Raw genomic sequence first — 24,780 nt, 5'->3', positions numbered from 1 at the left:
GGAGCGCAACCCGGCAACCCACCGATTGACCGGGCCGGTGACCCGCTTCGAAAGCGGCCCTTTGTACCGCACACCATCCTCCAGACGCCGATGAACAGGGGGAACGTGTCGTCACCGTAATGCGGCGCGTGGACCGCCCCCGCCCATCTGACCGCAAGTGAGAAGGACGACCCCCGAGCCCTCTCGCATGCTGTACGCACCTGGGCTGTTCATGAACGGGCCCCGCTGACCTGGAACCACACCGCTTTCCCGGGGCCCGGCCCGTGGTGGCAGACGCCCCAGTCGGTGGCGGAGCTGCCGATGATGAGCAGCCCCCGGCCGCTCTCGGCATCGGTCGCGTCTCCGGCGAGGGTGCGTTGCGCGGGGAGGCCGGGGGCGTCGTCGCTCACCAGAACGCGCAGGGTGCCGTACGGTCCCCACTCGGCGTAGAGGGTGACGGGGGCCGAACAGCCGCTGCTCCGGCAGGCGTTGACGGCGTTGGTGACGGCTTCGGAGGTCAGGAGCAGCGCGGTATCCGTTAAGTCGGTGCGGTTCGCGGTGCGCAGGGCGGTACGGATCGCTTCGCGGGCGGTACGGACCCAGCCGGGGTCGGGCGGGAAGACGAGGGAGAAGTCGGCACGGGGGAGCTGGGCGCTCATGAGGTGTTGCCTCCTTCGGCCAACGGCCGTTGGGCGGATGCCGGTTGGGTGATTGTCCTTCGACGGTAGAGAGGTAGGTTTCCAGTCTGCAACCTCAATGGCTCGTTTCCCTCCAATGAGTGGCCCCCGGCTGCTCCAACCGGGCAGACTGCTCACGATCACGAGGAGGTCGTCATGGGGCTACGCGCCAACCCGACGCAGCGGCAACGGCGTCTGGGTACGGAACTGCGAAGACTTCGCAATGAGCGCGGCTTGTCCGCAGCAGAGGCAGGAGCTTTCGCTGATCTCGGCTCGCCGCACCTCGGGCACATCGAGGCGGGTCGAACGGCCATTCCCGAGGTGAAGCTCCGTGCGCTGCTCGCTGGATATGGTTGCCAAGATGAATCGTTTGCTGACGCGCTCGTCGCCATGAGCGAGTCCAAGGGGAAGGGGTGGTGGTCGGGCTACCGCAAATCCCCGCTCCCTCAGAGCGCTCATGATCTCGCGGAACTCGAGGCGACTTCGGTGGCTCACCGCTCGTTCCAGTGGATGTATGTGCCCGGATTACTCCAGACCCCCGAGTACGCGAGAGCCCTGACGGCCGGAGGCGAGCCCGAGGCGGACCCCAGCTTGCTGGACACGTATGTCGAGTTCCGGCTGAAGCGTCAGGAGGTCTTGGCCGGGGAGGCGCCGCCGACCTTTCACGCGGTCATCCACGAAGCGGCGTTCCACATGCAGTTCGTGGAGAACGGCGTCATGCGCCGCCAGATCGAGCACCTTGTGGAGATGGCTCGGCTGCCGCATGTCCGCATCCAGCTCCTGCCGTTCAAGGCGGCCCTCTCCCCGGCGACGCCGGCGGCCGCGTTCATCCTCTTCGAGGCCGAAGTGCCCGAGCTGAACACGGTCTACGTCGAGCACCCCGTGTCCTCCGCGTTCCTCGCCGGCCAGGCGCATCTCGCTCAGTACGGCGCCGCTTTCGAACGTCTCACGACGGCGGCACTGCCGCCGATTGACGCGAACCCCGAACGCGAGTCCTATATGCGCAGTGACTCACTTAGGCTCGTGCAGCATCTGCTGTACACGCTCTGAGGAGAACCCCATGTCCGGGCTCGAATGGCGAAAGTCGAGTTTCAGCAGCGGAGTCGGAGGTCAGGACTGCGTCGAAGTCGCCACGACGCCGAACGGCCTCATACGCCTGCGCGAGAGCGACGACCCGGCAGCCGTCATCACCACGGGTCCGGCCCCCTGGGCTGCCTTCGTCCAGGGGCTCAAGCGGGGTGATTTCGACCGGCTGCCGGGGAGCGCGTAACCGTCCGGGACGCCGTTGGGTCGTCTTCCTCGGGGGCCGTGAGCATCTGGCCCAGTACAACTCGGCCTTCGAACACCTCAGCGCGGTGGCCCTGCCGCCCATCGCCCCTCGGGGCGAAGGCGAGTGCTATACCCAGAGGGATTCACTCCAGCTCATCCAGCACTTGCTGTACACCTTGTGAAGGGGAGCCCTGGGCATGTCCTTTTGGCGAAAGTCGAGTTTCAGCAGCGGTCAAGTCAGTGCGGAGTGTGTCGAGGTCGCGGCACCGTCTCCCGACCTCATACTGATCCGCGAGAGCGACGACCCGGCGGCCGTCATCGCCACGGATCCGGCCCCCTGGGCTGCCTTCGTCCAGGGGCTCAAGCGGGGCGATTTCGACCGGCTGCCGGGGAGCGCGTAACCGTCCGGGACGCTGTTCGGCCGGTGGCGCGGTGCGGGTTTCGTCTCGCGCCTTCGGCGCACTTGAGCAGCGGCGGCGGGGGTGGGGGGCGCGGCGCCGCCGCCGGGCGCCGGGCCCGTTGGTGTGGGTGCCGGTGGCGGCTTCCGCACTCGGTGGCCGGAGTCCCGCCGGACTGCGGGGGCAGCCGGGGCGGCCCCTCCCGGTACCCCCTAAAAAACGCTTGATCTGACGCAACTAATTGGTCAATCAGTTTCTGTAGGGGTACCCCCACCCCCCTGCTGTCCGGCATCGGCGTCGGCCCCCGGCCACGGAAGCCGTCACCGACCCTCGCCCCCACCGGCCCGGCGCCCGGCGGCGCCGCCCGCGCCCCCCCACCCCCTGCCCCGCTGCTCACGTGCGCCGAAGGCGCGAGACGAGAGCCGCACCCGACCGAGCCGGGCAAGCGGAGGCTCCTGGGCCGCACCGATCGTTCCCCGAGTCCTTTTCGACCAGCGGCGGGCACCCTTCAGCCAGTGACACCGGGGCGTCGATGCCTACCGGGAGGGCCGCTCGGTAGCGCCGCAGTGACCGGGCCCCGGTGTCCACCAGTCGCTCAAGCGTGGGTGAAGAGTCGTTCGAGGACCACCGCGACTCCGTCCTCCTCGTGGGAGGGCGCCACCTCGTCGGCCATCGCCAGCAGATCGGGGTGCGCGTTGCCCATCGCGACCCCGTATCCGGCCCAGCCCAGCAGTGGGATGTCATTGGGCATGTCGCCGAACGCGATGGTCTCCGCCGGGGTGAACCCCATCCGGTCGGCGGCCAGTTGCAGTCCCACCGCCTTGTCCGTTCCGGCGGGGAGCACCTCGATCATGCCCTTCTCGGAGTGGGTCACCGCCACCTCGCCGGCCCCCGCCCGCTCCGCGGCCGCGGCGACCAGTCCGTCCTCGACCGTACGGTGGCGCATCAGCACCTTCTCGATCGGCGCCGCCCACAGCTGCGCCCGCTCCACCAGCCCCCACTCCGGGCGCGTCCGGTCGGCGAAGCGGGCGGTGACCAGGAAGCGGTTCTCGGGGGCCGCGGTCACCACGGCGAGCTCCAGCGGCCCGGCGCCCAGCGCCTCCTCCGTGCGCTCCACCACCGACCGGGCCAGCTCCCGGTCCAGCGACGCCGAGACCAGCAGCCGGTCCGCGGAGGCGTCGTACAGCTGCGCGCCCTGTCCGCACACCGCGAGCCCCCGGTAGCCCATCGCGACCAGGAACTCCCGGCAGGACGCGGCCGGACGCCCGGTGACCACCAGATGCCGGGCTCCGGCGGTCCGGACGAGGGCGAGCGCCGCACGGGTGCGGGGCGAGACCGTCAGATCGGCGCGCAGCAGGGTGCCGTCGAGGTCGGTGGCCACCAGCGGGAATCGGGGTCGCGCGGCGGTGCGGGGCCGGGGGAGCAGCGGCGCGCCCGGAGCGGCGACGGTCGAGGGGGCGGAGGCGGTCGGGTCGGCGGTGTGCACGGTGGCCGGTGGTCCCTTTCGTCACGCTCATCGTGCTCGTTCCGCGTCGGTCGGCGCGACACAGGGAGCCCCTGAACTCACATCGAACATCGAACTTGCGGAACAGAGAATGGCGGTTCGGGGCAGGGGCGATCAAGCCGTGCAGATCACGGCCACCTGCCGCGGCAGCCGGTACGGCAGCGAGCCATACCACGCGCGGGACAGCGAGAGGCCGAAGGAAAGACAGACGACCCCGCCGACCGCGTCCAGCCAGAAGTGGTTGGCGGTGGCGACGATCACCAGCAGGGTGGCCGAGGGGTAGAGCAGCCCCAGCGTCTTGACCCACACCGGACGGGCCAGGGTCGCGATGGACAGACCGCACCACAGCGACCAGCCGATGTGCATCGAGGGCATCGCCGCGTACTGGTTCGACATGTCGGCGAGGTTCCCCGAGGCCATCGACCCCCAGGTGTTGTGCACCACCACGGTGTCGATGAAATGACCGCCGCTCATCAGCCGGGGCGGGGCCAGCGGAAAGAAGTAGTAGCCGAGCAGGGCCACGCCGGTGGCCGCGAAGAGCGCCAGCCGGGTGGCGGCGTAACGGCCCGGATGCCAGTGGTAGAGCCACACCAGCACGCTGAGCGTCACGATGAAGTGGAGCGTGGCGTAGTAGTAGTTCATGCCCACGATCAGCCAGCTGACCGAGTCGATCGCGTGGTTGACGCCCCGCTCGAAGGCCATGCCGAGCCGGTGCTCCCAGTCCCAGATCCAGCTCGCGTTGCGCAGCGCCTCCGACTTCTGCTCCGGGACGGCGTTGCGAACCAGCGAATAGATCCAGTAACTGACGGCGATCAGGACGATCTCGAACCAGAGCCGGGGCCTTCTGGGCGCCCGCAACCGCTGCATCAGGGTGTTGCCCGGCACCCGTGCTGCCTCGGTGTGCGCGATGGGTGCCGGGGTGGCCGTCCGGCCTGCCGTGGTCCTGATAGTCGCTCCACCCATAGGGCAACAGTCTAGGCGTACGCACCCCTACGTACGCCTATGTCGCGCCCCCGGCCGTCCGTCGCTTATGTCGCGGTCCCGGCGCTCCCGCCACTCCCGGACGCCCGGCCCCGCGGCTGAACGCCGTGCGCCGACGCCGTGGAGCCGCGCACCACCAGTTCGGGGAGGAAGACGAACTCGCTGGGCGGCGCCGGGGTGCCGCCGATCTCCTCCAGCAGCGCCCGCACCGCGGCCTGACCCATCGGCTGCACCGGCTTGCGGATGGTGGTCAGCGGCGGATCGGTGAAGGCGATCAGCGGGGAGTCGTCGAAACCGACCACCGAGACGTCCTGAGGGACCCGCAGACCCTGCTGCCGGGCGGCCCGTATGGCGCCCAGCGCCATCATGTCGCTCGCGCACACCACCGCCGTACAGCCCCGGTCGATCAGCGCGGTCGCCGCCGCCTGACCGCCCTCCAGGGTGTACAGCGAATGCTGGATCAGCTCCTCGGTCTCCTCCGGGGTAAGCCCCAGCCGGTCCCGCATCGCCTGCTGGAAGCCTTCGATCTTGCGCAGGACGGGAACGAACCGCTTCGGCCCGAGCGCCAGACCGATCCGGGTATGACCGAGCGAGACCAGATGGGTGACCGCCAGCCCCATCGCCGCCCGGTCGTCGGGGGAGATGAACGGCGCCCGCACCTTCGGTGAGAAGCCGTCCACCAGCACGAACGGAACACCCTGGCCGCGCAGCTGGTCATAGCGCTGCATATCGGCCGAGGTGTCCGCGTGCAGCCCGGAGACGAAGATGATCCCGGCCACCCCCCGGTCCACCAGCATCTCGGTCAGCTCGTCCTCCGTCGAGCCGCCGGGGGTCTGGGTGGCCAGCACCGGGGTGTAGCCCTGCCGGGTGAGCGCCTGCCCGATGACCTGGGCGAGCGCGGGGAAGATCGGGTTCTCCAGCTCGGGGGTGATCAGTCCCACCAGTCCGGCGCTGCGCTGGCGCAGTCGCACCGGCCGCTCATAGCCGAGGACGTCCAGCGCGGCGAGGACGGATTCGCGGGTGGTCGCCGCCACCCCCGGCCTGCCGTTGAGGACGCGGCTGACGGTGGCTTCGCTGACCCCCGCCTGGGCTGCGATGTCAGCAAGCCGTGCGGTCATGGAGTGGGACTGTACCGGTCGCATGTCAGATTGCCCACCACGCGCATGAATCAGCCGGAATGCGCACGGTGCCGTCCCCGTACTCCAGCGGCGCCGAGGACAGCAGCGCACGCCCCGGAACCGGCAGTTCGACCTCCTCCCCGAGCGTGTTGAGCGTGCACACGAAGCCCGGCCGCGCCAGCGCCAGGACCCCCTCCGGGGCGTCCAGCCAGGTCATCGGGGTGTCGCCCAGGCCCGGCAGCTCGCGGCGCAGCGCCAGCGCGGCGCGGTACAGCTCCAGGGTGGAGCCGGGGTCGCCGGTCTGCGCCTCGACGGACAGCTCGGACCAGGCGGCCGGCTGGGGCAGCCAGCTGCCGCCGGGGCCGAAGCCGTGGCTGTCGCCGGAGCGGGTCCAGGGCAGGGGCACCCGGCAGCCGTCGCGGAAGCCGTCCTGCCCGTTCTGGCCGTCCTGCCCGTCGGGGGCGGTGCGGAAGAAGGCCGGGTCCTGGCGCAGCTCGTCCGGCAGCTCGGTCACCTCGGGAAGGCCCAGCTCCTCGCCCTGGTAGAGGTAGGCCGAGCCGGGCAGCGCCAGGGTGAGCAGGGCCGCGGCGCGGGCCCGGGTCAGCCCCTGCTCGGGGCTGTCGGTGGCGTAGCGGGTGGTGTGCCGGACCACGTCGTGGTTGGAGAGCACCCAGGTGGTGGGGGCGTCGACGGAGGCGGTCGCGGCCAGCGACTCGTCGATCACCTCGCGCATCGCGGTCGCGTCCCACGGGCATTTGAGGAACTGGAAGTTGAACGCCTGGTGCAGCTCGTCGGGGCGTACGTAGAGGGCCAGCCGCTCGGCGGTGGGCGCCCATGCCTCGGCGACGCCGATCCGCTCACCGGGGTAGGAGTCCAGCAGCCGGCGCCAGGAGCGGTGGATCTCGTGCACCCCGTCCTGGTCGAAGAACGGCAGCACCTGGGCGCCGATCAGCTTGGCCTGCTCGGTGCGGCCGATGTCGGGCAGTCCGGCGGCCTTGACCATGCCGTGCGCGACATCGATGCGGAAGCCGTCCACGCCCAGATCCAGCCAGAAGCGCAGCACCGAGTCGAACTCCTCGCGGACCTCGTCGGAGTCCCAGTTGAGGTCGGGCTGCTCGGGGGCGAACAGGTGCAGGTACCACTCGCCGGGGGTGCCGTCCGGATCGGTGGTGCGGGTCCAGGCGGGGCCGCCGAAGACCGACTCCCAGTCGTTCGGCGGCAGTTCGCCGTGGGCGCCACGGCCGGGGCGGAAGTGGTAGCGGGCGCGGGCCGCCCCGCCGGGCCGGTCGGCGAGCGCCTCGCGGAACCACGGGTGCTGGTCCGAGCTGTGGTTCGGGACGACGTCCACGATCACCTTCAGCCCCAGCTCATGGGCGGTGCGCACCAGGTCGTCTGCGTCGCCGAGGGTGCCGAAGAGCGGATCGACGGCGCGGTAGTCCGCCACGTCGTAGCCGCCGTCGGCCTGCGGGGAGGCGTAGAAGGGGGTCAGCCAGACGGCGTCCACGCCCAGCTGGACGAGGTGTGGCAGCCGCTCCCGCACCCCGCGCAGATCGCCGATCCCGTCGCCGTCGCTGTCGGCGAAGGACCGCACGTACACCTGGTAGATGACGGCGTCGCGCCACCAGCCGGGGCTCTTGGACGGCCGTTCCGGCTCGGTGGGAAGGGAGGTCGTGAGCTCCTGGGTCATGGCGGGAACGTAACAGCTCTGCAATGCCTTGCGGAAGAGCTTGCAGCGGGTAGTGGTGCGCTCCGGGGGGCTCCGGTCGCGCCGTGGGCGCGTACGGGGCGCCCGTAAACCGATGTCAAGCGCCGACAGGGGAGCGGAGTGGCTACCGCCGGGACACATGCGGGTAACGATGCCCGGGTGCCTTGCAGAAATTTGCCGCAAGGTCTTTCGGTGAGCTTGCGGCCCTGTTACGTTCCTCCGCAACCCGGGGCCGCGACGGAGCGGCCGGCTTTGGAGGAGTTCAGATGCGACGTGGCATAGCGGCCACCGCACTCGTCGCGGCCATGGCGCTCGCGGCGACCGCGTGCGGCGGTGACGACGGCGACAGCGGCGGCGACAAGAAGTCCGGCGGCCATCTGTCCGGCACCGTGACGTACTGGGACACGTCGAACGACGCGGAGAAGGGCGCCTACAAGGAGCTCGCCCTGGGCTTCGAGAAGAAGTACCCCGACGTCAAGGTCAACTACGTCAACGTGCCCTTCGGCGAGGCGCTGGCCAAGTTCAAGAACGCCGCGGGCTCCGGCGGCTCCGGCGCCCCCGACGTGCTGCGCACCGAGGTCGCCTGGACCCAGGACCTCGCCAACATCGGCTATCTCGCCCCGCTGGACGGCACCGCGGCCCTCGCCGACCAGTCCGACTATCTGCCCAAGGCCCTCGCCGGCGCGAAGTTCAAGGGCAAGACCTACGCCGTACCGCAGGTCATCGACACCCTCGGCCTCTTCTACAACAAGAAGATGCTGAAGGACGCCGGGGTCGAGCCGCCCCAGGACTGGACCGAGCTGAAGGCCGCCGCCAAGAAGATCAAGGAGAAGACCGGCAAGACCGGTCTGTATCTGCGCGGCGACGACGCCTACTGGTACCTGCCCTTCATCTACGGCGAGGGCGGCGACCTCCTCGACACCGGCGCCAAGAAGGTCACCGTCGACGACGCGCCCGGCGTCAAGGCGTTCGCGGCCGCCCGTGACCTGGTCACCTCCGGGGCGGCGGAGACCGACGCCACCGACGGCTGGGACAACATGCAGAACGCCATCAAGAACGGCGACGTCGCGATGACCATCAACGGGCCGTGGGCGATCGAGGACACCCTGGCCGGCAAGGCGTTCAAGGACACGTCCAACCTCGGCGTGGTCCCGGTCCCGGCCGGCAGCGAGGGCCAGGGCGCCCCGCAGGGCGGCCAGAACCTCACCGTCTACGCCGGCTCGAAGAACCTGGACGCCTCCTACGCCTTCGCGGCGTACATGAGCTCGGCCGAGGTCCAGGCCAAGACCACCGAGAAGCTCTCGCTGCTGCCCACCCGCACCTCCGTCTACGAGAACAAGACGGTCGCCGCGAACACCAATGTGAAGTTCTTCAAGGGCGCCGTGGACAAGGCCGTCGAACGCCCCTGGATCCCCGAGGGCAACAGCCTCTTCCAGGCGATCCTGGTGCAGTTCCCGAACGTCCTCACCGGCAAGACCTCACCCGAGAAGGCCGCGAAGTCGGTCGGTGACGCGTACCGCAAGCTCCTCAAGGGCGACTGGAAGTAGGGCCGGCGACGATGGCTGTCGACACCAGCCGGCCGCTGGACCCGGCCGCGGGCGCGAAGGGCGCCCGCGGCCGCGGCGGCCGGGTTCGCAAGGACGGCACCCCGCCGCCGCGCCGCATCCGCCACGCACTGGCCCGCCACTGGTACGCCTGGGCCATGGTCGCGCCGGTCGTGGTCGTCATCGGGCTGATCATCGGCTATCCGCTGGCCCGCGGCGTCTACCTGTCGCTGACCGACGCCAACGAGGCCAACGTCGAGCGCACCATCGGGGTCAACCACATCCCCGCCACCTACCAAACGGTCGGCCTCGACAACTTCCAGGCCATCCTGGAGGACCAGGTCTTCTGGGACCGGCTGATCTGGACCGTCACCTGGACCGTCAGCTGTGTGGCGCTCACCTTCGCGATCGGCCTGGGCCTGGCCGTCCTGCTCAACCGCCGGTTCGCCGGGCGCACCCTCTACCGGTCGCTGCTGATCCTGCCCTGGGCCGTGCCCGCCTTCGTCTCCGTCTTCGCCTGGCGGCTGCTCTACAACGAGAAGAACGGCATCCTCAACAAGGTGCTGGACGGCGGCGGGATCGACGCGGTGCCCTGGCTGAACGACCCCACCATGGCCAAGGTCTCGGTGATCGCCGTGAACATCTGGCTCGGGGTGCCGTTCATGCTGGTCGCCCTGCTCGGCGGGTTGCAGTCCATCCCCGGTGAGCTGTACGAGGCCGCCGAGATGGACGGGGCGAGCCCCTGGCAGCGGTTCCGCCACATCACCCTGCCCGGACTGCGCTCGGTCAGCTCCACCGTGATCCTGCTGTCCACCATCTGGACGTTCAACATGTTCCCGGTGATCTTCCTGCTGACCCGCGGCGGACCCGGCGACTCCACCGAGATCCTGGTGACGTACGCCTACCGGCTCTCCTTCGTCAACAGCCCGCGCGACTTCGCCGGCGCCTCGGCCTGGGGTGTGCTGATCCTGCTCATCCTCATGCTCTTCGCGGTGGTCTACCGCCGTTCGCTCCGCAAGCAGGGAGAGGTGTGGTAGCCATGCGCGACCAACGACGCGGCCCGCTCGCCTCCGTCGGGCTGCACACCACGCTCGTCATCGCCTCCGCCGTCGCGGTCTTCCCGCCGCTGTGGCTGGTGGTGACCTCGTTCAAGCCCAAGACCGAGGCGTTCAGCACCGATGTGGTGAAGAACCCGACGCTGCGCAACTACCAGCACGTACTGAACGACACCGAGTTCCTGACCTGGTTCGGCAACTCGCTGTTCATCGTGGTCATCACCACGGTCCTCGGCGTGTTCGTCGCGGCCACCACCGGCTACGCCGTCAGCCGCTTCCGCTTCCCCGGGATGCGCCCGCTGATGTGGCTGCTGCTGATCACCCAGATGTTCCCGGTGGCCATCCTCATCGTGCCGCTCTACAACATCATGTCGACGCTGGGCTGGCTCAACCAGCCGATCTCGCTCGTCGTCACCTACCTCACGGTGGCCGTGCCGTTCTGCGCCTGGATGATGAAGGGCTTCTTCGACACCATCCCGGTGGAGATCGACGAATCGGGCCGGGTCGACGGCCTCAACCCCTTCGGGACCTTCTGGCGGCTGGTCGTCCCGCTGGCCAAACCGGGGCTCGCGGTGACCGCGTTCTACACCTTCATCACCGCCTGGGCCGAAGTCGCCTACGCCTCCGCCTTCATGACCGGCGAGGACAACCTCACCCTCGCCGCGGGGCTCCAGACCTTCGTCAACCAGTACACCTCGGACTGGGGCTCCATGACGGCCGCGGCCGTCATGATCGCCATCCCGGCCGCGCTGGTGTTCTCCTGGGCCCAGCGCCACCTCGTGGCGGGCCTCACGGCCGGAGCGACCAAGTCGTGACGAGCCCACCGGCGGCGCCGCCGCGGCTCGCCGACATCGCCGCACAGGCCGAGGTCAGCGAGGCCACCGTCAGCCGGGTGCTCAACGGCAAGGCGGGGGTCGCGGCCACCACCCGGCAGCGGGTGCTCGCCGCCCTGGACGTCCTCGGCTACGAGCGGCCGGTGCGGCTGCGGCGGCGCAGCGCCGGGCTGGTCGGCCTGGTGATCCCGGAGCTGACCAACCCGGTCTTCCCCGCCTTCGCGCAGATCATCGAGCAGGTACTGGCCGGCCATGGCTACACCCCGATCCTGTGCACCCAGATGCCCGGCGGCGCCACCGAGGACGAACTGGTGGAGCAGCTGGAGGAGCGTGATGTGGCGGGCATCGTCTTCATGTCCGGACTGCACGCCGACACCACGGCCGACCCCGCGCGTTACGCCCGGCTGGCCGGCCGCAAGGTGCCGTTCGTGCTGATCAACGGCTACAACGAGCGCATCCGCGCCACGTTCGTCTCCCCCGACGACCGGGCCGCGGCCCGGATGGCCACCACCCATCTGGCCGCGCTCGGCCACCACCGGATCGGCCTCGCGGTGGGGCCCGCCCGCTATGTCCCGGCACGGCGCAAGGTCGAGGGGTTCCTGGCGGCGAGCGCCGACCTGCTCGGACGGTCGCCGGGCGAGGCACGGCAGTTGGTGCGGCATACGCTCTTCAGCGTCGAGGGCGGGCAGGTGGCGGCGGCCACGCTGCTGGACCAGGGCTGTACGGGCATCGTGTGCGGCAGCGATCTGATGGCGCTCGGGGTGATCCGGGAGGCGGCCCGGCGGGGGCTGCGGGTGCCGCGCGATGTGTCGGTGGTCGGCTTCGACGACTCCCCGCTGATCGCCTTCACCGATCCGCCGCTGACCACCGTCCGCCAGCCGGTGCAGTCGATGGCGACGGCGGCGGTCGGGGCACTGCTGGAGGAGATGGCCGGCAACCCGGTGCAGCGCACGGAGTTCGTCTTCCAGCCCGACCTGGTGGTCCGCGGCTCCACGGCCCAAGTGCCATAACCGGCCCGACCGGCCGGGCGCGTGGGGTCCGTTGAGACGGACCCCCGACCGGCCGGACCGGAGAACGTGGTCGAACGTAACACCGCCGCAATCGCTTGCGAAAGGTCTTGCAACAACAAAAACTCGCGAGTACGGTCCCGTCACCAACACCGCACTGGCGCGTGCGGCAAGAACCTTCACCTGGCCTTACGGGCATGGCGCGTTGCCGTACGAGGCTCGATCGGCACCCCGAACTCCCCCCACGGAGGAACGATGGCCAGCAGTCGCACATCCCTCGCCACCGCGCTCGCCCTCGCGGCGGGCGCGGCGGCGCTCGTCGCCCTGCCCCCGCAGCCCGCGCAGGCGGCACCGCCCGGCACCAAGGACGTCACCGCCGAACTCTTCGAGTGGACGTACGCCTCCGTCGCCAAGGAGTGCACCACCACCCTGGGCCCCGCCGGATACGGCTATGTCGAGGTGTCCCCGGCCACCGAGCACATCCAGGGCAGCCAGTGGTGGACCTCCTACCAGCCTGTCAGCTACCGGATCGCCGGACGGCTCGGCGACCGCACCGCCTTCAAGAACATGATCGACACCTGTCACGCCGCGGGCGTCAAGGTCGTCGCCGACGCCGTCATCAACCACATGTCCGCCGGGTCCGGCACCGGCACCGGCGGCTCCTCGTACACCAAGTACGACTACCCCGGGATCTACCAGTCCCAGGACATGGACGACTGCACCTCGCAGATCAGCAACTACCAGGACCGCTGGAACGTGCAGCACTGCGAGCTGGTGGGCCTGGCGGACCTGGACACCGGTGAGTCCCACGTCCGGACCCGGATCGCGCAGTACCTCAACGATTTGCTCTCGCTCGGCGTGGACGGCTTCCGTGTCGACGGTGCCAAGCACATCCCGGCCGAGGACCTGGCCGCCATCAAGAGCCAGTTGAGCAACTCGGGCGTCTACTGGAAGCAGGAGGTCATCTACGGCGAGGGCGAGGCGGTCTCCCCGACCGAGTACCTGGGCAACGGTGATGTGCAGGAGTTCCGCTACGGCCGTGACCTCAAGCGGGTGTTCCAGAACGAGAAGCTGGCCTACCTGAACAACTTCGGCGAGGGCTGGGGCTACATGGCGAGCGGCACGTCCGGTGTGTTCGTCGACAACTGGGACACCGAGCGCAACGGCTCCACCCTCACCTACAAGAACGGCGCCGACTACACCCTGGCCAACGTCTTCATGCTGGCCTGGCCCTACGGCTCCCCGGACGTCCACTCCGGCTACGAGTTCAGCGACAACGACGCCGGCCCGCCCAACGGGGGCACGGTGAACGCCTGCTACCAGGACGGCTGGAAGTGCCAGCACAAGTGGCCCGAGATCATGAGCATGGTCGCCCTCCGCAACACGGCCCGGGGCACAGCGGTGACCAACTGGTGGGACAACGGCAACGACGCCATCGCCTTCGGGCGCGGCGACAAGGCGTTCGTGGCCATCAACCACGAAAGCGGCTCCCTCACCCAGACCTTCCAGACCTCGCTGCCGTCGGGCGGCTACTGCGATGTGCAGAGCGGCAAGACCGTCACGGTGGATTCCTCCGGCCGGTTCACCGCCACGCTGGGCGCCAACACGGCGGTGGCGCTGCACGTGGGTGCCCGTAGCTGCGGATAGGCCGTGGCCCGCACCGGCGGGCACGCCCGGGGGTGAGGGCCACGCGCCCGCGCCCCCGGGCGTGCGGGGGCCCCGCGCCCGCCCCCGGGCGGGTGGGCGCGGGGCCCACACCCACACCACACCTCAAGGAGTCACCAGCCCTGTGAAACCCCCGAGAGTCACCCTCGTCCGCGCCGCCGCCGCGCTCGCCACCCTGGCCCTGGGCGCGGCCGCCGTGCCCGCCGTACCGCAGACCGCGCGGGCCGCGACCGGCACCGCAGAGGCGCAGGCCCCCGCCACCGCCGAGGCGCAGTGGATCGACCGGGCCACCGTCGTCTGGCCGGTCGAGCACACCGCCGCGACCACCGAGGAGCTGAGCTACACCGGTGGCACCCTGCGGCTGACCCCGGTCTCCCTGACCGACGCCCAGCGGGCCGCCTATCCGCACCTGGCCGGCCGCCCCGCCTACCGGCTCGACCCGCGCGACCGCGACAAGGCCGCCACCGCCCTGCGCGGCCCCCTCGCCGCCGTCCAGCGCGCGGCCGACGACCACGACCGGGTACTGCACCGCACCGGGGTGCAGATCCCCGGCGTCCTGGACGACCTCTACGCGGACCGGGCCGGCCGGGCCGACCTCGGCCCGGTCTTCCACGGGTCCCGCCCCACCCTCTCCGTATGGGCGCCGACCGCCCGGAGCGTCTCGCTCGACCTGGACGGGCGCACCGTCGCCATGCGGCGGGACGCCCGCAGCGGGGTGTGGAGCGTCACCGGCAGCCCCGACTGGCGGGACAAGCCCTACCGCTACCGGGTCCGGGTCTGGGCGCCGAGCATCGGCAAGACCGTCACCAACGAGGTCACCGACCCGTACTCCACCGCCCTGACCGCCGACTCCACCCACAGCCTGGTCACCGACCTGGGCGACCCCCGGCTCGCCCCGGCCGGCTGGGCGGAGCTGACCAAGCCCCGGGCCGTCCCGCTGCGCGACGCCCGCATCCAGGAGCTCCAGATCCGCGACTTCTCCGTCGCGGACCGCACCAGCGCCCACCCCGGCCAGTACCTCGCCTTCACCGACCGCGACTCGGACGGGATGCGGCACCTGCGGGAGCTGGCCCGGTCCGGCACCTCGTACGTCCATCTGCTGCCCGCCTTCGACTTCGGCACCGTTCCGGAGCGGCGGTCGGACCAGGCCCGGCCCGGCTGCGACCTGGCCGCCCTGCCCGCCGACTCCGACCAGCAGCAGACGTGTGTGGCCCGGACCGCCGGCCGGGACGGCTACAACTGGGGCTACGACCCGCTGCACTACACCGTGCCGGAGGGGAGCTACGCGAGCGACCCGGACGGCCCGGCGCGCACCCGCGAGTTCCGGCAGATGGTGCAGGGCCTGGCACGGGCCGGGCTGCGCACCGTCATGGACGTCGTCTACAACCACACCGTGGCCGCCGGACAGGACGAGAAGTCGGTGCTCGACCGGATCGTGCCCGGCTACTACCAGCGGCTGCTGGACGACGGCAGCGTGGCCACCTCCACCTGCTGCCCCGGCACCGCGCCCGAGCACGCGATGATGGGCAAGCTCGTGGTGGACTCGGTCGTCACCTGGGCCAAGGAGTACAAGGTCGACGGTTTCCGCTTCGACCTCATGGGCCACCACCCCAAGGCCAACATTCTGGCCGTACGCAAGGCCCTGGACGCCCTGACCCCCGCCAAGGACGGGGTGGACGGCAAGTCGATCATCCTCTACGGCGAGGGCTGGAACTTCGGCGAGGTGGCCGACGACGCCCGCTTCGTCCAGGCCACCCAGCGGACCATGGCCGGCACCGGCATCGCCACCTTCAGCGACCGGGCCAGGGACGCGGTGCGCGGCGGCGGGCCGTTCGACGAGGACCCCCGCGTCCAGGGCTTCGCCTCCGGACTCTTCACCGACCCGAACGGCTCACCCGCCAACGGCACACCGGACGAGCAGCGGGCCCGGCTGCTGCACGCCCAGGACCTGATCAAGGTCGGGCTCTCCGGCAACCTCGCCGACTACACCTTCACCGACACCGCCGGACACCGGGTCAAGGGCTCCGAGGTCGACTACAACGGCTCCCCGGCCGGCTACGCCGCCGCCCCCGGCGACGCGCTCGCCTACGCCGACGCCCATGACAACGAGACCCTCTACGACGCGCTCGCCTACAAGCTCCCCACCACCACCCCGGCCGCCGACCGCGCCCGCGCGCAGGTCCTGGCCCTGGCCACCGCCGCCCTCTCCCAGGGCCCGGCGCTCAGCCAGGCCGGCACCGATCTGCTGCGCTCCAAGTCGCTGGACCGCAACTCCTACGACAGCGGCGACTGGTTCAACGCCATCCATTGGGATTGCGAGTCCGGCAACGGATTCGGCCGGGGACTGCCCCCGGCCGCGGACAACCAGGCCAAGTGGCCCTACGCCACACCCCTGCTGACCAACCCGGCGGCGCGCCCCGGCTGCGCGGAGATCACCGGCGCCTCGGCGGCCTACCGGGACCTGCTGCGGATCCGTACCACCGAGAAGGCGTTCAGCCAGGCCACGGCGGAGGGGGTGCAGGACGCGCTGTCCTTCCCGCTGTCCGGCACCGGGGAGACGCCCGGCGTGATCACCATGCGGCTCGACCGGCTCGTCGTGGTCTTCAACGCCACCCCGTCCCGGCAGGCGCAAACCGTCCCCGCCCTGGCCGGAACCCCGTACGCGCTCCACCCGGTCCAGGCGCACGGCTCCGACGCCACGGTGAAGACGGCCGGCTACGAGCGCGCGACCGGCACCTTCACCGTCCCCGGCCGCACGGTCGCCGTCTTCAGGGCCGGAGCCGCCGGGCGCTGAGCGGACGGGCGGAAGCCGGTCGCGGTCCGAGCGGCGCACAGAAGGGGCGCGGGGGCCGTGCGACCGGCCACGACGGCGCCGCGGACCGTCGACAGCGGGTCGGGGCACGTCCCGCGGAGCGTCACCGCAGGGGGCCCAGCCGGCCACCGCCCGCCAGCCGGGCCTTCAGGTCGGCTCGGGCACCCGCCTTGGCGGGCAGGGTCAGGGCGCGGCCGTAGGAGTGGCCCCGGACACCGCCGGTGGCGGCGATCGCGGTGACCTGACGGCTTCCGGCGGCCAGCAGGTACCAGTGGCCGGACCGCGCCTTCCACAGCACCCCCGCCAGCACCCGCGGCGCACGCGGGCCGCAGGCGGGGGAGTTGTCGGCGCCGGCGGCGACCGCGCCCGCCGCACCCCGGCGGGTGTCCCACGGCTGGAACTGGGCCAGCACCTTGGCTCCCGTGCCCCGCCAGGTGTCGGCGCGGGTGCACAGCCAGGCCGCGTGGCCCCCCGCCTCCGGCAGCCGCTGGGCGGCGAACCGCCAGGAGTTGACCGTGCGCACCCCGCGCGCCCGCATCAGCGCCAGCCGGCACCCGGTCCTGGCCCAGCTCAGCCGGGCCGCCCGCCCCGCCACATCGCGCACACCGTGCCCGGGGGTGCCGTAGGTGAGCCGGGCCGGGGCCAGTTCGCCCAGGTCGGCCACGAGCCGCGGGCCGAACTGGAGCGCGGGCCAGCCCCGGCAGGGCCGCAGCGACGGCACGGTGCGCACCGGGTCGGTCACCCCCTCACCGGTGCGGTGCAGCGGACGCGGCGCCTGGCCGGGGCGCAGCAGATCCCGCACCCAGGCGTGGCGCACCCAAGGGGCGGTCAGATAGCGCACATTGCCGTCCACCCGGCTGAGGACCAGCGCGGTCGAGGTGGCCGCGTCGGCGGCGTCCAGCCGGGCGAAGTCCAGCGCCACCGCACCGCCGTCGCCGTCGCCCGTCTCCGCGTACCGCGCCACCCGCAGCCCGTCGTACAGCAGCACCACCGACGTCCGGTCCACCTCGCCCGCGAACAGCAGCTGCGGCGGCCCCGAGGGCGGCCCGGACTGGGTGCCCATGGTGGCCGACACCCGCACCGACGGGCCCGGCCGAGCCCAGACGGCCAGCGCGCGGCGCAGCAGCCCGGTGTCATGGAGGCGGTCCCCGCGCGCGGGCCAGACGGAGAAGTCGGCACGGGAGGCGGTGCGCCAGGCGTCGGGCAGGGCGCGCGTCAACCGCTGCGGATCGAGGGCCCGTTCGGCGGAGGGGTGGCGGGCGTACAAGGGCGCGGCCGCACCGCTCGGCCCCCAGCCCCGCCCCGGCGTCCCCAGCAGCGTGCCGCACACCACCAGCGCCACCACGGCCACCAGCACCGCCCGCAGATGCTGACGGCGGCGCATCAGATCGGTGGGCCGCGCCTGGAGCGAGCACGGGTCGAACTCCGCGGACTCCAGCAGCGATCCGTCCCGGCCGCCGGCCGGCTCCGGCACCGACTCCGCCTCCTCCAGCGCGGCCCGCGCGTCGGTGACCCCCGCGGCCCGCAGCAGCGTGCGCGTCTCGTGCTCGCCGAGCCGCTCCAGCTCCCGCAGGACGTACGCGGCGCGGCCGGGCCCGGACAGCTGTGACAGCGCCTTGTCCAGGGCCAGTTCATCGGCGCCGCCGGAGCGCGGGAACAGCCGCAGCCCGAGCACCTGCGGCAGCGCCGGGGGCGGCCGCCACCAGCGGCGCGGCCGGGCGGCGCGCAGCGCCAGGCGCAGCACCCGCAGCCGCACATAGCCGTAGCCCGCGTCGGCCGCCGGGCCCTTCGTCCCGCGCTGCCAGGGCAGTTCGACCTCGGGCTGCCGGTCGGAGCCCGCGCCGTACGCCCGGTTGCGGGGCAGCGCGCGCTGCGCGAGGGCATGCGCCGCGAGCACCCGGCGGGTGCGGGCGACGCCGGGCGGGAGGATGAGATACGCGAGCCGCACCAGCCGTGGGTAGTGCTCGACGATGGCGGCCTCGGCCTGCTCGACGTCGATCAGGCCGGTGGTCTCGTCGTCGGGGGCGACTGTCGCCTGGTGCTGGTCCACGGTTCGTAGAACGAGTGGCGGGGCGGGTTGGTCACCTGGCCGGTCACCTGGCCCCGTCCCGCCACCCCCGCGAACCCGCTATGCCGTGCTGGTTTCCCAGCCGCTGAACTCGACCGTGCCCCGCGCCCCGCTGCCGCCGTTCGCCGCGCTCATGAAGATCCCGGCGTCCTGCGCGGCCGCCCCGCCCGGTGCCGTCACGGTGGCCACCGTCCGCCAGGTCGCGCCGTCGTCGGTGGACAGCTCGCCGGTGTAGGAGGTGGCGGCGGTGCGGGTCAGCCGCAGCAGCACGGGCGCCTTGACGCCGGTGATCCGCCGGTAGGTGTCCAGCGTGCCGTCGCCGCCCGAGTCGTACGACAGGACGACGCCGTTGGCCGGGGTGACGGAGAGGTTCACGAAACCGGGGGAGCCGGCCGTGGCGAGGTCGTCGCGGACGATGATCCCGGCCCGCGCCCACGGCCCGGTGGCCGCCTGGGCGGTCACCTTCACGGTCATGGCCGTGCCCACGTCAAGGACGCCGTCGCGGTAGACGGAGCCGAATTCGGCGGTGCCCTTCCACAGGTCCTGGCCCGCGCCGTCGATGGCGAACCGGTCGTCCAGCCGGCCGAAGACCGCGCCGCTGTTGGTGACCGTCCGCATCCCCTCCGCCAGCGGTCCGGCGATCCACAGCGAACCGGTGCGCACCGCCCGCACCCGGTCCTCGCCCCGGGGCCCGTAGGTGACGCCCAGCTCGTACGGCAGCGGCTCAAGCGGACGCTCCAGCGGCTCGTCGGGCGCGGTCACGCGCCAGTGGACCTCGCCGGTGCCGCCCGCGGGGACGCCGGACAGCCGGGTCGGGCCGTCCGGGGACGGGGCCGGGTCCAGGCCGGTCACGGTGAGGTCGAAGTCGACGCGGCCGGTGGGGCGCAGCCCGTTGACGTTGCGCAGGGCGGCGGTGAGGGACGCGGAGCCGCCGGGCGGCAGGGTGGCGGGCTCGGCGGTGACGGTCAGCGTGCCCTGGTACGGGGCCTTGGCCAGCGCCTCGTACACCCGCTGGGCGGTGCGGTGGGCGTCCGCCGTCGGCCGCACCGGGTAGGTCTTGCGCTCCCGCGTCCACGGCTCCTCGACGGCGTACCAGTCGAAGGCGCGCGGTGCGCGGTCCTCCGCCAGCGCGTCCTCCAGCTCGTCCAGATAGGACTGCCACTGGGGGAGGTGGAAGTCGGCGATGAGACCGCTCCAGTCGCGGTTGGCGTAGTTGGCGAGCTTGCCGCCGTCCGCCGTGGCGCGGTCCGCCCAGGTGGTGACGAGGGTGCGGGCGGCCCGCTCCAGCTGGGCCGACTCCTGATCGCCGGACGCCATCCGCTTGGCGTCCTCGAGCCAGGGTCCCAGCAGGAACCGCCGGTGGGCGCCGGTCATGTCGTCGCTGAGCCGCATCAGCTTCAGCCACAGCCGGGACAGCGTCCGGAAGGCTGTGCGGTCCTTGCGCTCGTACGCGTCCTGGAGTTGGGGGATCAGCTGCCAGGAGCGGTTGGCGAGCGCCTGCCGCGCGAGGTCGGTGAGGTCGTGGCGGTAGGCGTCGCTGTCGCGCAGCGGCGCGCGGACGCCCAGCAGCGCCGCGAAGGCCACGTCGAAGCCGGCCGGGTCGAAGGCGGGGGTGTGGGTCGCGTAGTTGGTGCCCGAGCGCGCGGTCAGGGAGGGGCGGGCGGCGAAGACCGAGTCGTGCGGGCGGCCGTCCTTGCTGCTGATCTGGTACGCGGTGGTGCGCAGCGCGGCGAACGCCTCCCGGGCCCTGGCGTCCGGTCCGCCGTAGCGCACATCGGCGTAACGGCGGAACCACTCGGCCCGGTCCACCGGCTCGTCCCGCCACGCCAACTCGCTGAACAGCTCGAACGCCGCCGGGTCGCGCTCGGCCGCCTCCGGCATATAGGCCGTGCCGACGAGCTTGCTGTCCGGTTTGTCGCGCCACACGGTGAACCGCTCGGCCCACATATGGGTCTTGGCGCCGATCGTGGTGCGGCCGCCGAAGTTGGGGATGGTGCCGAACGCGTACGGCACCGCACCCCAGTCCCGCTCCCGGTCGGTGACGGTCTCCAGGTCCGACAGCCCGTCCACGACGAGCATCCGGTCGTGGTCGACGGCGTCCAGCAGATCGCGGCGGGGATTCTCCTGCCAGCCGAGGATCACCCAGATGGCACCGGGGCGGGCGGTGCGCAGCGCGGTCTCCACGGCGCGGGCCGCCTCGGGCACCGGGACGTCGCCGGGGTCGCCGCCCTCGTGCAGCAGATCCATCTTGAACAGCTCGGCCTCGCCGAACAGGTCGCGCTGGTGCCGGTAGAAGGCGGCGGCCACCTGACGGAACGACGCGGTGCGCGGATCGAGCCAGTCGGGCCGCCGCAGCCCGTTCCAGTCGCCCTGCGGCACCGTACGGGCCTCCGGGTTGCGGTCCGCGAACCCGTCCGGGACGGTGCCGAAGTAGCCGGGGAACACCGGCCGCATGCCCAGTTCGCGCAGCCGGTCCGCGATCCGCCGCCCCAGCGCCGTGCGCTTCTGGAGGAGCGCGGTGGACACCGGGCCGCCGTATGCGCTCATGTTCTGCAACAGCCACCACGGCTGGTGGGAGGGGGCGGGCAGCCAGGCGCGCGCCTCGGCCTCCGGATAGCCGAACTCCTGGAGCAGCCGGTGGTAGACGGCCTCCTGACCGGCGGTGACCAGCAGCTCGTTGCAGCCGTGCAGGGCCGCGACGTCGATCAGGTGCTCCCAGCGGTCCCAGTCGGCGAACGGCGCGGTGTAGCCGTCGTGGGTGTCGTTGAACGCGAAGCGGTGCGGCAGCGCGGTCGAGCCCGCCACGCGCCGGGCGGGCGCGGGCAGCCGCTCCGGCAGGTTCAGCTGATCGCCGGACCAGGTGATCTGGGCGTGGCAGGTGTACTTCAGATACCAGTGCACGCCGGTGAGCAGCACCGCCGGGCTGGTCCCGGAGACCGTCAGCCGCCCCGCGGACCCCTCGACCCCGAACCGCTCCTCATCGCCCCGCCGCTCCAGCGCCACCAGCCGGAACTGATCGGCGTGCGCCGGCAGCAGCCGCCGCAGGGCGGCGCGCGCGGGGGCGGTGTCGAAGGGGGTCACGGCGGTGTCCTGTGCGTCGTCCGGCCCGTCGGCCGCCGCGGGGAACCGGCTCCCCAGCGTGGCCCCGGCCCCGAGTGCTCCGGCTGTTCCGATCAGCGTGCGTCTGCTCAGGTCGCTCATGCGCCCCCCATCGGACAACGGCCAATGCGTCGTGCGGATACGGCACTTAACCAGCGTTGCGGGGCGGGAGCAATGGTGCGCGGGCGAGGCCGCCGATCAGCCCCGCTCAGCCCCGGTCGAGATAGGCCAGCACCGCCAGCACCCGGCGGTTGTTGTCGTCCGACGGCGGCAGACCGAGCTTCCCGAAGATATTGGAGGTGTGCTTGGCCACCGCCCGCTCCGTGACACACAGCCGCGAGGCGATCGCCGCGTTCGACCGCCCCTCCGCCATCAGCTCCAGCACCTCCAGCTCCCGCGGCGTCAGCCGCCCCAGCGGCTTGTCCTGCGCCCGCCGGTCCAGCAGCTGCGAGATCACCTGCGGATCCATCGCCGTACCCCCGGCGGCCACCCGCCGCACCGCGTCGATGAACTGATCCGCGTCGAAGACCCGGTCCTTCAGCAGATACCCGATGCCGCCGCTGCCGTCCGCGAGCAACTCCCGCGCGTACAGCTGCTCCACATGCTGCGACAGCACCAGCACCGGCAACCCCGGCCGCTCCCGCCGCGCCGCCAGCGCGCACTGCAACCCCTCGTCGCTGAACGACGGCGGCAGCCGCACATCCACCACCGCGACATCCGGCGCCAGCTCCGCCAACGCCTTGCTCAGCTCGGGCCCGCTCGCCACCGCGGCCGCCACCTCGACGTCGTACGCCTCCAGCATCCGCACCAGCCCGTCCCGCAACAGGAACAGATCCTCGGCGACCACAACACGCACGGCAGCTCCCTGACTCCCTCGGGCCCCGGAGCGGGGACACGGCCGAATCGGTCCGAATCTACCGCGCCCAGCCGCCCCCGGACGCCGACGCGTAATCTGTGCGGCATGGCATGGACAAGCGTTCCGCACTGCTTTCTCTGACGCGGTGGTGAGCACAGCGGCGTGACCCCGGGCCCGGTTCCCGGGCGGTTCGTCACGCCGCCGGCTTCGTGTGCCCTCGTCCATCACCGCACGCGGCTCACCGCCGCACCAGGAGCGACCATGCCTTTCACCGGCCCCTGCCCGCACGACGGGCTGCCGGCCCTGCTGACCTGTCCCGTGTGCCGGGCCCGCCTCGTCCCCGCCGGGCGTGCCCTGCGCTGTGCCGAGGGGCGGCACAGTTTCGACGTCGCCCGGCAGGGATACCTCAGCCTGATGACCGGCCGGCGGGCCCGCAGCGCCGATACCCCGGAGATGGTCCGGGCCCGGACCGCGTTTCTCGGGGCCGGGCACTACGCGCCGCTGGCGTCCCGCCTCGCCGGGCTGGCGCTGTCACTGTGCCCGGCCGACGGCACCGTCCTGGATGCCGGGGTCGGCACCGGGTACTACCTCGCGGCGGTGCTGGACGCGCTGCCCGGGGCGCTCGGGCTGGGGCTCGACACCTCCGCGTACGCGCTGCGGGCGGCTGCGCGGGCGCATCCGCGTGCGGGGGCGGCCAGTTGGGACGTCTGGCGGCCGCTGCCGGTGCGGACCGGTTCGGTCGATCTCGTGCTCAACGTCTTCGCGCCCCGCAACGGCGGTGAGTTCCACCGTGTTCTCCGCCCGGACGGCGCCCTGCTGGTGCTCACCCCGGCGTCCGGGCATCTGCGAGAGCTGCGGAGCCGGCTCGGCCTGCTGTCGGTCGACCCCGCCAAGGAGCGGCGGCTGCACAGCGCGCTGGGCGACCGCTTCCGGCATGAGCGCACCGAGCGGCTGGAGTACGTGCTGCGCCTGGGCGGGCGGGACCTCGACGCCCTGGTCTCCATGGGGCCGACCGCCCACCACATCGACGCCGATGAGCTGCGCCGCCGTATCGCTCGCCTGAGCTGTCCGCAACCCGTGACCGTTTCCGTGCGCGCATCCGTCTACCGGCCCCGGTGAAACCGCGCCGCCTTCGGGGAGCGTCCAGTTGGGCGGTGCGTCGCGCAGGAGGCGCAGGGGGAAAGGACGCTGTCGATAAGTCATCACCAGCCGCCACCGCAGGGGCCGTACGGGCAGCCGGGCGGGCAGCCCGGTGGGTACGGGCAGCCGGGTGGGTACGGGCAGCCCGGTCCGTACGGGCAACCCGGGCCTTACGGGGCGTACGGGCAACCCGGACCCGGACCCTACGGGGCGTACGGACAGCCGCCGCAGGGTGGGGGGAATCCGTATGCCCAGCCGCAGGTCCCGGGCTATCCGCCGCCGCCACCGCCGGGCGGCGGGCGCGGCTCGAAGGGGAAGGCGGTCGGGCTTGCGATCGGGGCCGTGGCGGTGGTCGGGGCGATCGTCGGCGGGGTGGTGCTGTTCGGCGGGGACGACGGCGGCGGGGTCACCGACGACGGCAAGGAGTACAAGCTCACCGCGCCCGAGAGGGTGCTCGGCGACTACGAAAGCGCCTATTCCGACGCCGGGACGGAGAAGAAGCTGACCGCTGAGCAGGCGGCCGCCTTCGGCGTCGACAAGGGCGGCAGCGGTCTCAACGCCGTCTGGGAGACCTCGGGCGAGGCCAAGCGGCTCCAGCTCATCGGCGCCTACGGGGAGGTGACGGACCCGGAGAAGTCCGTCGACGCCTACTTCGCCGACCTCGAGCGCCGGAGCAGGACGGCGGGCAGCGGCGACAGCGATGTGGAACTGGTCGGCACCCCGGAGCGGAAGACGCCCGACGGGCTGGACAACGCCATCATGAAGTGCCAGACCATCCGGACCACGGAGGAGACCAACGCCGAGGAGCCCACCTCCATCGCCCTGTGCGTCTGGGGCGACTACGGCACCGTGGGCGCGGTGGTCCCCACGGAGGGCAACAAGGCGCTGACCCTCGACGAGTCCGCCGCGATCGCCACCGATCTGCGCGAGGAGGTCCGGGTGGAGGTGACGTGATGCCGAACGGCCGGGCCCCGGCCCGGCACCGGCGCGCTCGCACCCACCCGGTGCCTCCCGCCGGCGCGCTCCCCGGCGCGCCGCCGCCCGGCAAACGCGTCAGCCGGTAGGTCCGT

General features: G+C 72.1%; 19 protein-coding genes. 11 read left to right on the top strand and 8 right to left on the bottom strand.

Features of this window, described 5'->3' with window-relative positions:
- Positions 1 to 209: 209 nt before the first annotated feature.
- Positions 210 to 638, bottom strand: a complete 429-nt coding sequence (locus N6H00_RS11950; RefSeq protein ID WP_268971621.1) for an ATP-binding protein — start codon at positions 636 to 638, stop codon at positions 210 to 212.
- 174 nt (positions 639 to 812) lie between these two features.
- Here N6H00_RS11950 and N6H00_RS11945 point away from each other — a divergent pair, with 174 nt between their 5' ends.
- From N6H00_RS11945 to N6H00_RS11935, 3 genes are all read left to right on the top strand, one after another.
- Entirely contained in the window at positions 813 to 1,706 is an 894-nt protein-coding gene (locus tag N6H00_RS11945) for a helix-turn-helix domain-containing protein (RefSeq protein WP_268971619.1), read from the top strand.
- Between the two features lie 10 nt (positions 1,707 to 1,716).
- Positions 1,717 to 1,926, top strand: coding sequence for a DUF397 domain-containing protein (locus N6H00_RS11940; protein ID WP_268971618.1), 210 nt, complete (start codon positions 1,717 to 1,719; stop codon positions 1,924 to 1,926).
- Positions 1,927 to 2,122: 196 nt separating this feature from the next.
- Entirely contained in the window at positions 2,123 to 2,326 is a 204-nt protein-coding gene (locus tag N6H00_RS11935) for a DUF397 domain-containing protein (RefSeq protein ID WP_268971617.1), read from the top strand.
- A 592-nt stretch (positions 2,327 to 2,918) separates the two neighbouring features.
- Here N6H00_RS11935 and N6H00_RS11930 read toward each other — a convergent pair.
- The 4 genes from N6H00_RS11930 to N6H00_RS11915 all read right to left on the bottom strand — a co-directional run bounded on the left by N6H00_RS11930 (position 2,919) and on the right by N6H00_RS11915 (position 7,613).
- Entirely contained in the window at positions 2,919 to 3,809 is an 891-nt protein-coding gene (locus tag N6H00_RS11930; protein WP_329618529.1) for an HAD family hydrolase, read from the bottom strand.
- Between the two features lie 132 nt (positions 3,810 to 3,941).
- Positions 3,942 to 4,790 (bottom strand): phosphatase PAP2 family protein, encoded by an 849-nt coding sequence (locus N6H00_RS11925; protein ID WP_268971615.1) that lies wholly within the window; start codon positions 4,788 to 4,790, stop codon positions 3,942 to 3,944.
- 65 nt (positions 4,791 to 4,855) lie between these two features.
- Positions 4,856 to 5,926 (bottom strand): LacI family DNA-binding transcriptional regulator, encoded by a 1,071-nt coding sequence (locus tag N6H00_RS11920; protein ID WP_268971613.1) that lies wholly within the window; start codon positions 5,924 to 5,926, stop codon positions 4,856 to 4,858.
- Between the two features lie 25 nt (positions 5,927 to 5,951).
- Positions 5,952 to 7,613 (bottom strand): glycoside hydrolase family 13 protein, encoded by a 1,662-nt coding sequence (locus N6H00_RS11915; RefSeq protein WP_268971611.1) that lies wholly within the window; start codon positions 7,611 to 7,613, stop codon positions 5,952 to 5,954.
- 284 nt (positions 7,614 to 7,897) lie between these two features.
- Between N6H00_RS11915 and N6H00_RS11910 the strand changes: the two genes are divergently transcribed.
- The 6 genes from N6H00_RS11910 to pulA all read left to right on the top strand — a co-directional run bounded on the left by N6H00_RS11910 (position 7,898) and on the right by pulA (position 16,529).
- Positions 7,898 to 9,178 (top strand): extracellular solute-binding protein, encoded by a 1,281-nt coding sequence (locus tag N6H00_RS11910; protein ID WP_268971610.1) that lies wholly within the window; start codon positions 7,898 to 7,900, stop codon positions 9,176 to 9,178.
- Between the two features lie 11 nt (positions 9,179 to 9,189).
- Positions 9,190 to 10,212, top strand: coding sequence for a carbohydrate ABC transporter permease (locus N6H00_RS11905; protein ID WP_268971609.1), 1,023 nt, complete (start codon positions 9,190 to 9,192; stop codon positions 10,210 to 10,212).
- Positions 10,213 to 10,214: 2 nt separating this feature from the next.
- Positions 10,215 to 11,045: a sugar ABC transporter permease gene (locus N6H00_RS11900; protein WP_268971608.1), complete on the top strand. Its 831-nt coding sequence runs from the start codon at positions 10,215 to 10,217 to the stop codon at positions 11,043 to 11,045.
- Positions 11,042 to 12,073 (top strand): LacI family DNA-binding transcriptional regulator, encoded by a 1,032-nt coding sequence (locus N6H00_RS11895; protein WP_268971607.1) that lies wholly within the window; start codon positions 11,042 to 11,044, stop codon positions 12,071 to 12,073. The genes N6H00_RS11900 and N6H00_RS11895 overlap by 4 nt, the downstream gene beginning before the upstream one ends.
- Positions 12,074 to 12,325: 252 nt before the next feature.
- Positions 12,326 to 13,717: an alpha-amylase gene (locus N6H00_RS11890; protein ID WP_268971606.1), complete on the top strand. Its 1,392-nt coding sequence runs from the start codon at positions 12,326 to 12,328 to the stop codon at positions 13,715 to 13,717.
- A 142-nt stretch (positions 13,718 to 13,859) separates the two neighbouring features.
- Positions 13,860 to 16,529 (top strand): pullulanase-type alpha-1,6-glucosidase, encoded by a 2,670-nt coding sequence (gene pulA / locus N6H00_RS11885; protein WP_329618528.1) that lies wholly within the window; start codon positions 13,860 to 13,862, stop codon positions 16,527 to 16,529.
- Positions 16,530 to 16,650: 121 nt separating this feature from the next.
- Here pulA and N6H00_RS11880 read toward each other — a convergent pair whose 3' ends face one another.
- The 3 genes from N6H00_RS11880 to N6H00_RS11870 all read right to left on the bottom strand — a co-directional run bounded on the left by N6H00_RS11880 (position 16,651) and on the right by N6H00_RS11870 (position 22,570).
- Positions 16,651 to 18,597, bottom strand: a complete 1,947-nt coding sequence (locus N6H00_RS11880) for a hypothetical protein (RefSeq protein ID WP_268971605.1) — start codon at positions 18,595 to 18,597, stop codon at positions 16,651 to 16,653.
- 78 nt (positions 18,598 to 18,675) lie between these two features.
- The gene (locus tag N6H00_RS11875; RefSeq protein WP_268971604.1) at positions 18,676 to 21,816 is read right to left on the bottom strand and encodes an alpha-N-acetylglucosaminidase; all 3,141 of its coding nucleotides are present in this window, start codon (positions 21,814 to 21,816) and stop codon (positions 18,676 to 18,678) included.
- Positions 21,817 to 21,922: 106 nt separating this feature from the next.
- Positions 21,923 to 22,570 carry a response regulator transcription factor gene (locus N6H00_RS11870; RefSeq protein WP_268971603.1) on the bottom strand — a complete coding sequence of 216 codons (648 nt, stop codon included), beginning with the start codon at positions 22,568 to 22,570 and terminating at the stop codon, positions 21,923 to 21,925.
- A gap of 261 nt (positions 22,571 to 22,831) precedes the next feature.
- Between N6H00_RS11870 and N6H00_RS11865 the strand changes: the two genes are divergently transcribed.
- Together N6H00_RS11865 and N6H00_RS11860 are read left to right on the top strand one after the other, a co-directional pair.
- Complete coding sequence (locus N6H00_RS11865; RefSeq protein ID WP_268971602.1) at positions 22,832 to 23,689, top strand: putative RNA methyltransferase; 858 nt, start codon at positions 22,832 to 22,834, stop codon at positions 23,687 to 23,689.
- Positions 23,690 to 24,052: 363 nt separating this feature from the next.
- Positions 24,053 to 24,664: a hypothetical protein gene (locus N6H00_RS11860; protein WP_268971601.1), complete on the top strand. Its 612-nt coding sequence runs from the start codon at positions 24,053 to 24,055 to the stop codon at positions 24,662 to 24,664.
- Positions 24,665 to 24,780: the final 116 nt, after the last annotated feature.

This window comes from Streptomyces sp. S465 (assembly GCF_026898115.1).
GTDB classification, from domain to species: Bacteria; Actinomycetota; Actinomycetes; order Streptomycetales; family Streptomycetaceae; genus Streptomyces; species Streptomyces luomodiensis.
This window is presented reverse-complemented; position numbering and strand designations above follow the sequence as displayed.

Bases quoted from the DNA above. Each gene is read 5' to 3' on its own strand.
- N6H00_RS11915 (WP_268971611.1), bottom strand. From the start codon at position 7,613: ATGACCCAGGAGCTCACGACCTCCCTTCCCACCGAGCCGGAACGGCCG.
- N6H00_RS11940 (WP_268971618.1), top strand. From the start codon at position 1,717: ATGTCCGGGCTCGAATGGCGAAAGTCGAGTTTCAGCAGCGGAGTCGGA.
- N6H00_RS11900 (WP_268971608.1), top strand. From the start codon at position 10,215: ATGCGCGACCAACGACGCGGCCCGCTCGCCTCCGTCGGGCTGCACACC.
- N6H00_RS11920 (WP_268971613.1), bottom strand. From the start codon at position 5,926: ATGACCGCACGGCTTGCTGACATCGCAGCCCAGGCGGGGGTCAGCGAA.
- N6H00_RS11865 (WP_268971602.1), top strand. From the start codon at position 22,832: ATGCCTTTCACCGGCCCCTGCCCGCACGACGGGCTGCCGGCCCTGCTG.
- N6H00_RS11925 (WP_268971615.1), bottom strand. From the start codon at position 4,790: ATGGGTGGAGCGACTATCAGGACCACGGCAGGCCGGACGGCCACCCCG.
- N6H00_RS11935 (WP_268971617.1), top strand. From the start codon at position 2,123: ATGTCCTTTTGGCGAAAGTCGAGTTTCAGCAGCGGTCAAGTCAGTGCG.
- N6H00_RS11905 (WP_268971609.1), top strand. From the start codon at position 9,190: ATGGCTGTCGACACCAGCCGGCCGCTGGACCCGGCCGCGGGCGCGAAG.
- N6H00_RS11910 (WP_268971610.1), top strand. From the start codon at position 7,898: ATGCGACGTGGCATAGCGGCCACCGCACTCGTCGCGGCCATGGCGCTC.
- N6H00_RS11875 (WP_268971604.1), bottom strand. From the start codon at position 21,816: ATGAGCGACCTGAGCAGACGCACGCTGATCGGAACAGCCGGAGCACTC.
- N6H00_RS11890 (WP_268971606.1), top strand. From the start codon at position 12,326: ATGGCCAGCAGTCGCACATCCCTCGCCACCGCGCTCGCCCTCGCGGCG.
- N6H00_RS11945 (WP_268971619.1), top strand. From the start codon at position 813: ATGGGGCTACGCGCCAACCCGACGCAGCGGCAACGGCGTCTGGGTACG.
- N6H00_RS11950 (WP_268971621.1), bottom strand. From the start codon at position 638: ATGAGCGCCCAGCTCCCCCGTGCCGACTTCTCCCTCGTCTTCCCGCCC.